Origin of the sequence: Mycobacteroides salmoniphilum, assembly GCF_004924335.1 — a bacterium.
In the GTDB taxonomy this organism is placed as follows: domain Bacteria; phylum Actinomycetota; class Actinomycetes; order Mycobacteriales; family Mycobacteriaceae; genus Mycobacterium; species Mycobacterium salmoniphilum.
The window spans coordinates 3,670,186-3,684,085 of the sequence record NZ_CP024633.1 but is presented as its reverse complement, the minus strand read 5'-3'; the positions used below and the strand labels follow the sequence as shown (position 1 = coordinate 3,684,085).

The window sequence follows — 13,900 nt, the reverse complement described above, 5'->3', positions numbered from 1 at the left end:
GAATTCTATCCCGCAAGGGGAAAGGGAGTTTACGTGCTCGACGTCAACTTCTTCGATGAACTCCGTATCGGCCTCGCGTCGGCGGATGACATCCGTAACTGGTCCTTTGGCGAAGTCAAGAAGCCGGAGACCATCAACTACCGCACGCTCAAGCCTGAGAAGGACGGCCTGTTCTGCGAGAAGATCTTCGGACCTACTCGCGACTGGGAGTGCTACTGCGGCAAGTACAAGCGCGTGCGCTTCAAGGGCATCATCTGTGAGCGCTGCGGTGTCGAGGTAACTCGCGCCAAGGTGCGCCGTGAGCGGATGGGCCACATCGAACTGGCCGCCCCGGTCACGCACATCTGGTACTTCAAGGGTGTTCCGTCACGTCTCGGGTACCTGCTCGACCTGGCGCCGAAGGATCTGGAAAAGATCATCTACTTCGCCGCCTATGTCATCACCGCCGTCGACGACGAGCTGCGTCACAACGAGCTCTCGACGCTCGAGGCCGAGATGGAGGTCGAGAAGAAGGCCGTCGCAGATCAGCGCGATGCCGACCTGGAGGCCCGCGCCCAGAAGCTCGAGGCCGACCTGGCCGAGCTCGAGGCCGAGGGTGCCAAGTCCGACGTGCGCCGCAAGGTGCGCGACGGTGGCGAGCGTGAGATGCGTCAGCTCCGTGATCGGTCCCAGCGTGAGCTGGACCGGCTCGACGAGATCTGGACCACCTTCACCAAGCTCTCCGTCCAGCAGCTGATCGTCGACGAGCTGCTCTACCGCGAGATCGTGGACCGCTATGGCGAGTACTTCACCGGTGCCATGGGTGCCGAGGCCGTGCAGAAGCTCATCCAGAACTTCGATCTCGATGCCGAGGCCGAGAACCTGCGCGAGACCATCCGCAGTGGCAAGGGGCAGAAGAAGCTTCGTGCGCTCAAGCGCCTGAAGGTGGTGGCAGCATTCCAGAACTCCACCAACAGCCCCGGTGGCATGGTGCTCGACGCGGTGCCGGTGATCCCACCGGAGCTGCGCCCGATGGTTCAGCTCGACGGCGGCCGCTTCGCGACCTCCGACCTGAACGACCTGTACCGCCGCGTCATCAACCGCAACAACCGCCTCAAGCGACTGATCGATCTGGGTGCGCCCGAGATCATCGTCAACAACGAGAAGCGGATGCTGCAGGAGTCCGTGGACGCGCTGTTCGACAACGGCCGTCGTGGACGTCCGGTCACCGGACCGGGTAACCGTCCGCTGAAGTCGCTGTCGGATCTGCTCAAGGGCAAGCAGGGTCGGTTCCGTCAGAACCTGCTCGGTAAGCGTGTCGACTACTCGGGCCGTTCGGTCATCGTGGTCGGCCCGCAGCTCAAGCTGCACCAGTGCGGTCTGCCCAAGCTGATGGCCCTCGAGCTGTTCAAGCCGTTCGTGATGAAGCGCCTGGTCGACCTGAACCACGCGCAGAACATCAAGAGCGCCAAGCGCATGGTGGAGCGTCAGCGCGCACAGGTGTGGGATGTCCTCGAAGAGGTCATCGCCGAGCACCCGGTGCTGCTGAACCGTGCACCAACGCTGCACCGCCTGGGTATCCAGGCCTTCGAGCCGCAGCTGGTGGAAGGCAAGGCAATTCAGCTGCACCCGCTGGTGTGTGAGGCGTTCAACGCCGACTTCGACGGTGACCAGATGGCCGTGCACCTTCCGCTGTCCGCGGAGGCGCAGGCCGAGGCGCGCATCCTGATGCTGTCCTCGAACAACATCCTGTCGCCCGCGTCGGGCCGCCCGCTGGCCATGCCACGTCTGGACATGGTGACCGGTCTGTACTTCCTGACGACCGAGGTCCCCGGCGATACCGGTGCGCACACGCCGGCCGCCAAGGACCAGCCGGAGACCGGTGTGTACAGCTCGCCCGCCGAGGCCATCATGGCCCTCGACCGTGGCGCGCTGAGCGTCCGTGCACCGATCCGGGTGCGGCTGACCCAGCAGCGTCCGCCGGCCGAGGTTGAGGCCGAGCTGTTCGAAAACGGTTGGCGGCCAGGCGATGCCTGGGTTGCCCAGACCACTCTGGGTCGCGTGCTGTTCAACGAGTTGCTGCCCCACGGGTACCCGTTCGTGAACAAGCAGATGCACAAGAAGGTGCAGTCGGCGATCATCAACGACCTCGCCGAGCGGTTCCCGATGATCGTGGTCGCTCAGACCGTCGACAAGCTCAAGGACGCCGGTTTCCACTGGGCCACGCGCTCGGGTGTCACGGTGTCGATGGCCGACGTGCTGGTGCCGCCGCAGAAGGCGGAGATCCTCGACCGCTACGAGAAGGAAGCGGAGCGGATCGAAAAGCAGTACCAGCGTGGTGCTTTGAACCACCAGGAGCGTCGTGACGCACTGGTCAAGATCTGGCAGGAAGCCACCGACGAGGTCGGTAAGGCGCTGGAGGAGCACTACCCCGAGGACAACCCGATTACCTTGCTGCCCAAGTCCGGCGCGACCGGCAACATGACCCAGGTGCGAAACCTGGCGGGCATGAAGGGTCTGGTGACAAACCCGAAGGGTGAGTACATCCCGCGTCCGATCAAGTCCTCGTTCCGTGAGGGCCTGACCGTTCTGGAGTACTTCATCAACACGCACGGCGCCCGTAAGGGTCTGGCGGACACCGCGCTTCGCACCGCCGACTCGGGTTACCTGACCCGTCGTCTGGTGGACGTCTCGCAGGACGTCATCGTCCGCGAGCACGACTGCGGTACCGAGCGTGGTATCAACGTGACCATCGCCGAGAAGCTGGACGATGGCTCGATGATCCGCGACGCGCACATCGAAACCTCCGCCTACGCACGGACTCTCGCCGCTGATGCGGTGGATGCCGATGGCAACGTGCTGGTGGAGCGCGGACACGATCTAGGCGACCCGGCGATCGAGAAGCTTCTCGCCGCGGGTGTCACCACGGTCAAGGTGCGGTCGGTGCTCACCTGCACCACCGGTACCGGGGTCTGCGCGATGTGCTACGGCCGCTCGATGGCGACCGGCAAGCTCGTCGACATCGGTGAGGCCGCGGGCATCGTGGCCGCACAGTCGATCGGTGAGCCCGGTACCCAGCTGACCATGCGTACCTTCCACCAGGGTGGCGTCGGTGACGACATCACCGGTGGTCTGCCACGTGTCACCGAGCTGTTCGAGGCGCGAGTTCCCAAGGGCAAGGCACCCATTGCCGATGTCTCCGGACGGGTTCGCCTCGAAGAGGGCGAGCGCTTCTACAAGATCACCATCATCCCGGATGACGGTGGCGAGGAAGTCGTCTACGACAAGCTCTCCAAGCGTCAGCGTCTGCGCGTCTTCAAGCACGAGGACGGCTCCGAGCGTCCGCTGGCCGACGGTGACCACGTCGAGGTCGGACAGCAGCTCATGGAGGGTGCGGCTGACCCGCACGAGGTGCTCCGTGTCATGGGCCCGCGTCAGGTGCAGGTGCACCTGGTCAACGAAGTCCAGGAGGTGTACCGCAGCCAGGGTGTGTCGATCCACGACAAGCACATCGAGGTCATCGTGCGCCAGATGCTGCGTCGCGTGACGATCATCGATTCGGGCGCAACGGAATTCCTGCCCGGCTCGCTCACCGAGCGTGGCGAGTTCGAGACCGCGAACCGTCGCGTGGTGGCCGAGGGCAACGAGCCCGCGGCCGGCCGTCCGGTGCTGATGGGTATCACCAAGGCATCGCTGGCCACCGACTCGTGGCTGTCGGCAGCGTCCTTCCAGGAGACCACTCGCGTGCTGACCGATGCGGCCATCAACTGCCGCAGCGACAGGCTCAATGGTCTGAAGGAGAACGTCATCATCGGTAAGTTGATCCCGGCCGGTACCGGTATCAACCGCTACCGCAACATCTCGGTGCAACCGACCGAAGAGGCTCGGGCTGCCGCGTACACGATCCCGTCGTACGAGGATGCCTACTACAGCCCCGATTTCGGTTCCAACACCGGTGCTGCGGTGCCGCTGGACGACTACGGATACAGCGACTACCGCTAAGTCGTAAGCACGAGAAGGGCCCCCGGGTAATTCCGGGGGCCTTTTTCGTTTCTCCCGCTCTCCCGCGTCAGCGTCGCACGAGCCCCGTCAGGAGCAGTCCGGTGCCGGACGACACCGGTCCTCACCCGCACGTGGTTCCACGCCGTCCGCGCTGTCGACGATCTGCGTCAGTGTCCTTGTGCTCGCGCGTCATTCTTCTGGCCGTGGCAGTGCGTGTGTATCGGAACGCACTGGCGGCCACAACCGTGAGTACTGTCGGTGCAATAAGCCACTCAAGCAGCATGTCGATCGGGATGATCGGACCGGACACGGGGCACTGATTGCGGAGCTCCGCGTAGAAGAAACCCTGCAGGGCTGTCAGTGCGGCTAATCCAACCCAGTAGATCGCCCAGGGGTAGCTCACCGTCAGCATAGGACCGGCGGTCTTGCGCATGCCGAAGGTGACGATGCCGGTCACGATTGCCACAGAAGCCGCGATGTCGTAGACCATCCACCAACGACACAGATCGAGACCGAGTTGACCGGCGATGATCGCGAACGGGAAGACCGCAGTAAGCGCTGGCAACATCATGCGTTCGAAGACTGATGCTTTGATCACCCTAGAAGCCTATGCAGGTCAGCGAAGTTGACTCAGCACACAATTACTCATCTTCGGCCCGCAATTCCACGTACGCGCCAGTTTGTCTCGCCACTGTGCACGGCTGTCCGAGGTTTCCTCTGCAATAAGTGTCTGCTCACGCAATGATGTTCCGATGACCGTTGCCAATTCCGAGTCCGAGACGCCCGACGCCGGATATTCACGTGGGCTCTCTGCCCGCACCGTGCAGATGATCGCGATCGGCGGTGCCATCGGCACTGGCCTCTTCTATGGCGCCGGTGGTGCGATTGAGAAGGCTGGTCCGGCGCTCATCTTGGCCTATCTGGTCGCGGGTCTGGCCATCTTCGTGATCATGCGCGCACTCGGTGAGTTACTGGTCTATCGACCAGTCTCGGGCAGCATCTCCGAGTATGCCGAGGAATTCATGGGGCGTTTCGCCGGATTCGCCAACGGCTGGACCTACTGGGCGGTGTGGGCCACAACATGTATGGCGGAGATAACCGTCGCCGGCGTGTATATCCAACGGTGGTGGCCTGGTGTGCCGCAGTGGGTCACTGCCTTGGCCGTCCTTCTCCTCCTGTTTGGGGCCAACCTGATATCGGTGAAGATCTTCGGTGAGGCGGAGTTCTGGTTCTCGATGATCAAGGTGACGGCGATCGTCGGCATGATCATCATCGGTATCGGTGTACTACTTCCTATTTCGGGACTCGGGCCGGAATCGGGCCCCACCGTCGCCAATCTCTGGAACGACGGCGGGTTCTTCCCGACGGGATTCAGTCAGGCCCTGCTGAGCCTGCAAATCGTGGTGTTCGCCTACGTCGGCGTTGAGCTCGTCGGTGTCACGGCAGGGGAGGCCGAGAACCCGAAAGTGACCCTGCGCAAGGCGATTAACACGTTGCCATTCCGTATCGGGTTGTTCTACGTGGGTGCGCTGATCGTCATTCTGTCGATCCAGGGCTGGCGGAACTACCACAAGGGTGAGAGTCCCTTCGTCGCGGTGTTCGAGTACCTCAATATTCCGCAGGCGGCGAACATCGTGAACTTCATCTTGCTGACGGCCGCACTTTCCTCCTGTAACTCGGGCATCTATTCGACCGGCCGGATGGTGCGCAGCCTGGCGCAACGCGGCGATGCCCCGGTGGGTCTGCAGTCGTTGAGCTCCCGTCACGTCCCGATGTTGGCCATCTGCTTCTCGGCGCTCGCCATGGGTATTGGCGTGTTCGTCAACTGGCTGTCGCCGGACAAGGCATTCGCCTACATCACGTCGGTATCCACTATTGGCATCATTTTTGTGTGGGGTTCGATCCTGGTGTCCCACTTGATTTATCGGAAGCGGGTCGCTGCCGGGGAGCTGCCCGCCTCGGATTACAGGCTACCCGGTGCGCCGGTGACAAATGTGTTGGCGCTGGCCTTCCTGGCGCTCGTGGTGGTGCTTCTGTTCTTTACGGAGGACGGCCGTACCGCGATCTTCGTGGGCCTGGTGTGGTTCGTGATTGTGGTGCTTGGCTACTTTGTGCACCACGGCGAACCTGCGCGGCAGGAAAGGCAAGACGCCTAGGTGCGCTCGGTGTCGAGCCTGACCTCCACGGTCACTCGTTCCCCGGGCCCCTTGCCCAACTGTTCCTGGATGTCCTTGCGCACCCCGAGCAGGTGCTTGCCGCCGTACGGCGCCAAGGATCCCGTGTACGTCACCGAGTCGTCGAACAGGGCCCGCACCGGTACGCGGGCCTTGACTCCGAAGGTATCGATCACGGAGAACGGGAACTCGACGAATGCGCCGGGGCCCTCGGGCTTCTCAATTGTCGCCTCGAAGGTGATGGTGCCGGGGTTGCGATACTCCACCATGACGTGAGCGTAGAGGACGCCCGCACCGGCAGCAGGGGTGGCGGGCGTCCCAACGCTCACAAGCGGACGAGGTCGTCGATCTGGTTGATCGCCGACGATGCGCCCTCGATGACGCCCATGTCCAGTACCTTCTGCAACGCCTCGGCAGTCTCAAATGTGCTGACGTAGGTTGCCAGGGTGCGGCCATCCTTCTCGATGAATGTGTACAGGTTCTCCGAGACCGGCATGTTGTCAACCGGATTCAGGTTCTCGTCGGAGAAGCCGTCCCGGAACGCGAAGCTGTTCGGTTCATCGACTGCCGTGATCTCCCACCAGCCCGCATACCGTTCGCCCTGCGGCCCTGTCATGTAGTAGTTCACTCGGCCGCCCGGCGTGAAGTTGTGATCGACAAACGTTGCCGGGCAACTCGGTGGGCCCCACACCTTTTCGAGCTGGCGCGGGTCGGCGTAGATCTGCCAGATCCGGCTGAGCGGGGCCTCGAATTCGGCATCAATGGTGATGGTTCGGGTCTCGGCATCGTGAGTGACGTTGGTGACGGGCATGATTCAGTCCTTCCGTGGTGATTTGAGCGTCGGTGATTCGAATGCGATGAGTTCATCGATGCGGGCGATTCGGCCGCGCCAGAACTGCTCCAGCTCGGTGAGCATGGCGCCGACCGAGCGAACCGCGTCCACATCGCCGCTGGCCAACTGCTCTCGACCGTTACGCCGTTTTGTCAGCAGCCCGGCCCTTTCCAGGACGGCGACGTGCTTTTGCACTGCGGCGAAACTCATGTCGTAGTTCTCCGCAAGCGTTGAGACCGAGTGCTCACCGGCCAGTACTCGCCGCAGGATGTCGCGTCGGGTGCGGTCGGAGAGCGCATGGAACATGGCGTCCGCCCTGTCCTCATCCGTCTCGGTCACGCATCCCAATGTACAACCATTTGGTTGTATGTCAATATCGCGTAACGTGCGAGGCGGCGAGAGTGATCACCCGAATGGGTGTATCACGTCGTACCTACTCGTGGCGACGGTGTCGATATTGGTATGAGCACCAAAGGCTTTGACGCTCTCCAGCATGGCCATCGCGCGCTGGCCCAGCTGGTGTTGATCCAGGGCGCCGTACCAGGCCAACGGATCGGTGAGGGCCGACTCGGGAAACTGTTCGAGGACGATGGCCGAGATCGCGGGCGCATCATCGGTAACGGTGCGGACTACCAGGTTCTGTTCGTAGCCGATAGTCGATTGCAGGTCGAGTGCGTTCTGGGTGTGCACGCCCTGCCACTGCTGTCGCCACGCCTCGAAGGGCATGTCGGCGGGCCTGCGCAGCAGTGCGATGTTGGTGAAACCCGTTGACCGCGAGATGGGTTCGGACTCAGGAGGGGGCAGCGGCACCGACTCCGTAACGAGATATCCGTGCACATGGTCCGACGTGGCGGCCAGAATTGCCTCGATCTCGCGTATTGCCGGGCCGTACGACTGCTGAACCCACACGCTCGCGACGGCGGCCAATGGTGGGTCCAGGGTCACCAAGCGCAGGCTGGCGGCACGCACCGCGGCGTCGTGCACGCACACGGTCAGGCCGTGCACACCTGTTGCCCGGATCTTGTCGACGACGGTTGTGTGCAGCTGCACGGACCAATCGTCTGTAGCGGCATCGGACGATTGGCGCAATACGAAGACGACCTTCTCCACGCTCTCTTTGTAGCGCAGGAGTAGCGCGCCCACGGCCATGTGAACAGATCTTGTGCGGTTGTCGTAGAAATGTAACACTGATTGCATGGCCGATACGCATGTCGTCACCAATCAGGTCCCTGCGCTGCACGACTACAACGCCGCGACCAGTCCCGTGCTGATGGAAGCCCTCATCCGCGAGGGCGGGCAGTGGGGCGTCGACGAGGTTGTCGAGGTTGGTGCGCTCAATGGCACCGATCGCATGCAACGCGCCGGGGAGCTGGCGAACCGGAACGGGCCCGTGCTGCACACCCACGACCGTTGGGGGCATCGCATCGACGAAATCGAGTTCGACCCGGCCTATCACGAGCTGATGCACGAGGCTGTTGCGCACGGGCTACACGGCGCACCGTGGGCCGATGAGCGCCCGGGCGCCCATGTCGTCCGCGCCGCGAAGACCGGCGTGTGGACCGCGGACCCCGGCCACATGTGTCCCATCTCGATGACCTACGCGGTAGTGCCGGCACTGCGTGCCAACCCCGAGCTGGCGGCGATCTATGAGCCGCTGCTGTCCAGTCGCGTGTATGACCCGGTGCTCGCGGTGCCCGCCACCAAGGCGGGGCTGACGGCGGGTATGTCCATGACGGAGAAGCAGGGCGGCTCGGACGTACGCGCGGGCACCACGATCGCCACGCCTAATGCCGATGGCAGCTACACGCTGGTGGGTCACAAGTGGTTCACCTCAGCGCCGATGTGCGACGTGTTCCTGGTGCTTGCGCAGGCGCCCGGCGGCTTGTCGTGCTTCTTCCTGCCGCGGATATTGCCGGACGGCACCCGCAACCGGATGCGGTTGCAGCGCTTGAAGGACAAGCTCGGTAACCATTCCAACGCATCCTCGGAGGTCGAGTACGACGGGGCCACGGCGTGGCTGGTCGGCGAGGAAGGAAGGGGCGTCAAGACCATCATCGAGATGGTGAACATGACGAGGCTGGACTGCACGCTCGGATCGGCCACCAGCATGCGCGCGGGCGTGGCGCTGGCCATGCATCATGCTCAGCACCGCAAGGCCTTCGGCGAGTACCTCATCGATCAGCCGCTCATGCGCAACGTGCTCGCGGACCTGGCGATCGAGGCTGAGGCCGCCACCATGGTGGCGATGCGGATGGCGGGTGCCACGGACCGTGCCACTCGTGGCGACGAGACCGAGTCCTTGCTGCGTCGTATCGGGCTGGCAGCCAGCAAGTATTGGGTGTGCAAGCGCGCCACCCCGCATGCCGGCGAGGCCATGGAGTGTTTGGGTGGCAACGGGTACGTCGAGGACTCGGGCCTGCCACGTCTCTATCGCGAGGCGCCGCTGATGGGAATCTGGGAGGGGTCCGGAAACGTCAGCGCCTTGGACACCTTGCGCGCCATGGCCACCAAGCCCGAATGCGTCGAGGTGTTGTTCAAGGAGCTTGCCCTGGCCCAGGGGCAGGATGAGCGTCTGGACCGTCATATCAACGGATTGCATACGCAGCTCACCGATCTGGACTCCGTCACCTACCGTGCCCGCAAGGTCGCCGAGGACATCTGCCTCGCCCTGCAGGGCGCGCTGCTGGTCCGACATGGTCATCCGGCGGTCGCACAGGCATTCCTGGCCACGCGATTGGCCGGCGACTGGGGTGGTGCATTTGGCACGCTCCCCACGGGATTGGACCTGTCGCCGATTCTGGAGCGGGCGACCGTCAAGTCGGGTAGCTAGCCTGTGGACACCTTGAAGACGATGACCTATGAGGTCACCGATCGCATCGCGCGTATTACCTTCAACCGCCCGGAGCAAGGCAACGCGATCATCGCCGAGACCCCGCTGGAGCTCGCTGCCCTCGTGGAGCGTGCCGACCTGGACCCGCAGGTTCACGTCATTCTGGTGTCGGGCCGGGGAGATGGGTTTTGCGGCGGTTTCGACCTCAGTGCCTACGCCGAGGCGAACGATGAAGGCTCGGCACAGTATTCGGGTACCGCGCTGGACGGTCAGGTGCAGCTGCGCAACCATCTGCCGAACATCAACTGGGACCCCATGCTCGATTACCAGATGATGAGCCGGTTCACCCGCGGCTTCTCCTCGTTACTGCATGCCAACAAGCCAACCGTGGTGAAGGCGCACGGGTATTGCGTGGCCGGTGGCACCGATATCGCCCTGCACGCCGACCAGTTGATCGTGGCCGCGGACGCCAAGATCGGATACCCGCCAACCCGGGTGTGGGGCGTACCGGCCACCGGGCTGTGGGCGCACAAGCTCGGCGATCAGCGTGCGAAACGTCTTCTGCTGACGGGAGATTGTCTCTCGGGTGCACAAGCCTACGAGTGGGGACTGGCGGTCGAGGCGCCGGAACCCGAAGACCTGGACGAGCGCACCGAGCGGCTGGTGGCACGGATCGCGGCGATGCCACTGAACCAGTTGATGATGGTCAAGCTCGCGTGCAACTCGGTGCTCATCAATCAAGGGATCGCCAACAGCGCCATGGTGGGAACCGTCTTCGACGGCATATCCCGCCATACCGCGGAGGCCCACGCGTTCACCGCCGATGCCATCGGGAACGGCTACCGGCAAGCGGTCCGGCATCGCGATGAGCCCTTCGGCGATTACGGCCGTAAGCCCACCGATCTGTAGTGATGGACAACCCGGTCGATCATCACCCGATGACCGCTCGCTCGGTCATCCTGAGCCTGCTGCTGGGTGCGCACCCCGCCGAGCTGTCAGTGCGGGAAATCCGCGCGCTGACCGTCTTGTTCGGAATCAGTGACACCACGGTGCGGGTGGCGCTCACCCGAATGGTCTCCGCGGGAGATCTTGCGAGAACCGAATCGGGATACCGGCTCGCCGAGCGTCTGCAGGCCCGTCAGCTTCGGCAGGACGAGGCCTGTGATCCGCATCGACGCTCCTGGGATGGCAATTGGACGCAGCTGGTGATCACCAGCGTGGGTCGTGACGCACGTGACCGTAACGACCTGCGAACTACTTTGCGGCAGAGGCGTTTCGGAGAACTGCGCGAGGGTGTGTGGCTGCGTCCGGACAATCTGGAGATGGATCTTCCGTTGTCGGTTACCGACCACGTCTGGGTCCTGCGCACCCGAACCACAGACTCCGAGGCGCTGTCCGCCCAGCTGTGGGATCTGCCCGGGTGGACTCTGTATGCGACGGCCCTGCTGCAGTGGTGGGATCAGGCCGAGGCGATTCCCGCGCGGTTTGTGCTGGCAGCCGCGATGGTGCGCCATCTGCTCGCCGACCCCGTACTGCCGGACGAGTTGTTGCCCAAGGATTGGCCTGCTGACGAAATACGTTCCCGATACCGGGAATTCAAGGATGAATTGGTGACGCTGCGCGACAACGCTGAGATGGAGGACGCTTCCCTGTGATCGAGCCCATGAGTGAGAACGCAGTTCGCGTCGAGAAGACAGGGCCGGTGACGACGGTCATTCTCAACCGGCCCCACGCCCGCAACGCCGTCGACGGCCCGACCGCCGCGGCACTGCTCGCAGCCTTCACCGAATTCGACGCGGACCCCGAGGCATCCGTGGCGGTGCTGTGGGGCGACAACGGAACATTCTGTGCGGGAGCAGATCTCAAGGCCATGGGAACCGACCGGGGAAATGAGCTGCATCCGCACGGCCCCGGCCCGATGGGCCCGTCTCGGCTGCGGCTGTCGAAACCGGTGATCGCGGCGATCTCGGGGCATGCCGTGGCGGGCGGTATCGAACTGGCGTTGTGGTGCGATCTTCGGGTGGTCGAGGAGGACGCCATACTGGGTGTGTTCTGCCGGCGCTGGGGTGTGCCGCTCATCGATGGCGGGACGATCAGGTTGCCGCGGCTGATCGGACACTCGCGCGCCATGGACCTCATCCTCACCGGACGTTCCGTCGCGGCGCATGAGGCGCTGGACATCGGGCTCGCCAATCGAGTGGTCCCGCGTGGGCAGGCTCGTGCGGCAGCGGAGACCCTGGCCGCGGAGATCGCCGCGTTCCCGCAACAATGCGTGCGGGCAGACCGCGATTCCGCCATCGCGCAGTGGGGAATGGCCGAGGAAGCGGCGTTGGACAACGAATTTGGCAGCATCGAGCGGGTCGCGGCCGAAGCGCTGGAGGGCGCCGGCAGGTTCGCCGCGGGTGCGGGTCGCCACGGCGCTGGGGTCTGATACACCGGGTTCGGTGGTGCCGACACACTCGGACATAGGGGAGACCTGCGGGATGCGGACGTACTGTGGACACCGTGAGTGTGCGGATTGTTCCGGTATCGGCCCTGGTGGTTGTCGCCGTGGTGCTGGCCGGATGTTCGCCCCGGTCCTCTTCCCGTGACGACGACGGTGGCGGATCGCCCGACGTGCAGGTGACCACGGTGCCGGAGGTGAACAACGGGCCCGGTAAGGGTTTCAAACTTGGCGACTGCGGCGGCATGACTGACGCGGAAGTCACTGCGGCGGTAGGCAATCCGGCACTCAAGCGCGACGTGGACAGCCTGCTGGGCTGCCGGTGGTCCACTGGCCCGGGCAGTGGGGACACGTCCCTGTCGCTGTACTGGTACCGGGGTAGTTCGGCGCAGAAAGAGGCGTCAGTCGCGCGAAACCTCGGGCATACGGTGGAAACGGTGACCACCAAGTCCTATCCCGGTTACCGCGTGAGCAATGTCGGGCTGTGTGAGCTGTCCGCGGGATCGGGGCCGGACTTCCTGCATTGGTCCCTGCAATCGGGGAACGTCAAAAACGACCCGTGTAAGGCCGTCGAGACCCTGATGGACTCGCTGCTCAGCAAGGTGGGCAAGCAATGAAAAGGATTGTCGGCGCGCTTGCCGCTGCGGCGTTACTTCTCGCAGGACCGACCGGGTGTGCGCGCAGCGTGGACGGCACCGCTGTCGCCCCGGGCGAGACGCTGAACTCCAGCGAGCGGGGCGAGAACGACAAGCTGGACCCGTACGGCTTCGCCAACGGCCAGTGCGGTCCGCTCGATGAGAAGACGATTGTCGAGACCGTCAAGGCCGCCCAGATCTACCAGAATTTCTTTGGGGCACTGTGCTATTGGGTCGCCGCCGATGACGCGGGAAATCTCATCGACCTCTTGTACGCGTACTACGAGGGTGGTGATGTCGATCGCGATCGCACGTCTGCCGGCGGGATGGGGCAGAAGACCGCCGATATTACGATCAACGGCCGCAAGGGATTCACCAGCACCGGGCCCGGTGGGTCGGGATGTGGCGTCACCGTTCCGGCGGGAACCGGCTCCTTGACCTGGTGGGTCCAGTACCGCAAGGGCGGTGACAGCTGCGGCGCGGCCCGTCAGCTGGTCGAACACATTGTGCAGACGGTGCTCTGAGCGGACCGTTGGGTAAGGGTTAGGAAGCCTTCACGATCGTGTTGTTGCTTCCGTAGTTGTTGACCTTGGGCTCGCCTGCCTTGTAGGTGAGTTTGTTGCCATAGCCGGTGACCGTCACCTCGGTCTTCAGCTCGTCGAACGCAATGGTGTTCGAGAAGCCCGAGACGGTGACCGTGTCGCAGGCGCCGGTGATGGTGAGTGTGTTGTTGGCGCCGGTGATGTTCAGGCGCTTGCCCGCTTGGCACGCGGCGGTCGTGGTCTGGCCGAAGTACCCGATCACCGTCTCGTCCCCGATGTCGACCTTGGCGGAGGTAGGCGTGGAGGGGCTGGAGGAGGCCGAGGTGGATGGGGGAGTCCAGGTGCCGGGTGTCGGGTTGCTCGAACCCGGCTTGATGACGCCGCAGCCGGCAAGTCCGAGGGTGGTGACGGCGAGGGCAAGGACCACGTGACTGCGGGGCATGGAGTTGATTATCCCGAGATT

14 protein-coding genes are annotated in these 13,900 nt (G+C 63.8%); 8 read left to right on the top strand and 6 right to left on the bottom strand.

Annotation, left to right across the window (positions count from 1 at the left end):
• Positions 1-33 precede the first annotated feature (33 nt).
• Positions 34-3,981, top strand: coding sequence for a DNA-directed RNA polymerase subunit beta' (locus tag DSM43276_RS18320; RefSeq protein ID WP_078327799.1), 3,948 nt, complete (start codon positions 34-36; stop codon positions 3,979-3,981).
• A gap of 121 nt (positions 3,982-4,102) precedes the next feature.
• Here DSM43276_RS18320 and DSM43276_RS18315 read toward each other — a convergent pair whose 3' ends face one another.
• Positions 4,103-4,579 carry a hypothetical protein gene (locus DSM43276_RS18315; RefSeq protein WP_234802930.1) on the bottom strand — a complete coding sequence of 159 codons (477 nt, stop codon included), beginning with the start codon at positions 4,577-4,579 and terminating at the stop codon, positions 4,103-4,105.
• 154 nt (positions 4,580-4,733) lie between these two features.
• On the opposite strand from DSM43276_RS18315, the gene DSM43276_RS18310 reads away from it, so the two are divergent.
• On the top strand, positions 4,734-6,137 hold the full coding sequence (locus tag DSM43276_RS18310; protein WP_078327798.1) for an amino acid permease: 1,404 nt from the start codon (positions 4,734-4,736) through the stop codon (positions 6,135-6,137).
• Here the strand turns inward: DSM43276_RS18310 and DSM43276_RS18305 are convergent.
• The 4 genes from DSM43276_RS18305 to DSM43276_RS18290 form a co-directional block, all read right to left on the bottom strand.
• Positions 6,134-6,424 carry a DUF1905 domain-containing protein gene (locus tag DSM43276_RS18305; protein ID WP_078328000.1) on the bottom strand — a complete coding sequence of 97 codons (291 nt, stop codon included), beginning with the start codon at positions 6,422-6,424 and terminating at the stop codon, positions 6,134-6,136. The genes DSM43276_RS18310 and DSM43276_RS18305 overlap by 4 nt on opposite strands.
• Before the next feature lie 56 nt (positions 6,425-6,480).
• On the bottom strand, positions 6,481-6,966 hold the full coding sequence (locus DSM43276_RS18300; protein WP_078327797.1) for an SRPBCC family protein: 486 nt from the start codon (positions 6,964-6,966) through the stop codon (positions 6,481-6,483).
• 3 nt (positions 6,967-6,969) lie between these two features.
• Entirely contained in the window at positions 6,970-7,326 is a 357-nt protein-coding gene (locus DSM43276_RS18295; RefSeq protein WP_078327796.1) for an ArsR/SmtB family transcription factor, read from the bottom strand.
• 66 nt (positions 7,327-7,392) lie between these two features.
• Entirely contained in the window at positions 7,393-8,097 is a 705-nt protein-coding gene (locus tag DSM43276_RS18290; protein ID WP_078327999.1) for a hypothetical protein, read from the bottom strand.
• An 85-nt stretch (positions 8,098-8,182) separates the two neighbouring features.
• On the opposite strand from DSM43276_RS18290, the gene DSM43276_RS18285 reads away from it, so the two are divergent.
• From DSM43276_RS18285 to DSM43276_RS18260, 6 genes are all read left to right on the top strand, one after another.
• The gene (locus DSM43276_RS18285; RefSeq protein ID WP_078327795.1) at positions 8,183-9,817 is read left to right on the top strand and encodes an acyl-CoA dehydrogenase family protein; all 1,635 of its coding nucleotides are present in this window, start codon (positions 8,183-8,185) and stop codon (positions 9,815-9,817) included.
• 21 nt (positions 9,818-9,838) lie between these two features.
• Positions 9,839-10,726 (top strand): crotonase/enoyl-CoA hydratase family protein, encoded by an 888-nt coding sequence (locus DSM43276_RS18280; RefSeq protein WP_078327998.1) that lies wholly within the window; start codon positions 9,839-9,841, stop codon positions 10,724-10,726.
• A 2-nt stretch (positions 10,727-10,728) separates the two neighbouring features.
• Positions 10,729-11,472, top strand: coding sequence for a PaaX family transcriptional regulator C-terminal domain-containing protein (locus DSM43276_RS18275; RefSeq protein WP_078327794.1), 744 nt, complete (start codon positions 10,729-10,731; stop codon positions 11,470-11,472).
• Between the two features lie 8 nt (positions 11,473-11,480).
• A complete protein-coding gene (locus DSM43276_RS18270) occupies positions 11,481-12,248 on the top strand; it encodes a crotonase/enoyl-CoA hydratase family protein (protein ID WP_078327997.1) in 768 nt (255 codons plus the stop codon).
• Between the two features lie 65 nt (positions 12,249-12,313).
• Positions 12,314-12,877, top strand: a complete 564-nt coding sequence (locus DSM43276_RS18265; protein ID WP_078327793.1) for a DUF3558 family protein — start codon at positions 12,314-12,316, stop codon at positions 12,875-12,877.
• Positions 12,874-13,419, top strand: a complete 546-nt coding sequence (locus DSM43276_RS18260; protein WP_078327792.1) for a DUF3558 domain-containing protein — start codon at positions 12,874-12,876, stop codon at positions 13,417-13,419. The genes DSM43276_RS18265 and DSM43276_RS18260 overlap by 4 nt, the downstream gene beginning before the upstream one ends.
• A 19-nt stretch (positions 13,420-13,438) precedes the next feature.
• Here the strand turns inward: DSM43276_RS18260 and DSM43276_RS18255 are convergent, their stop codons facing one another.
• Complete coding sequence (locus tag DSM43276_RS18255) at positions 13,439-13,879, bottom strand: DUF3060 domain-containing protein (protein ID WP_078327791.1); 441 nt, start codon at positions 13,877-13,879, stop codon at positions 13,439-13,441.
• Positions 13,880-13,900: the final 21 nt, after the last annotated feature.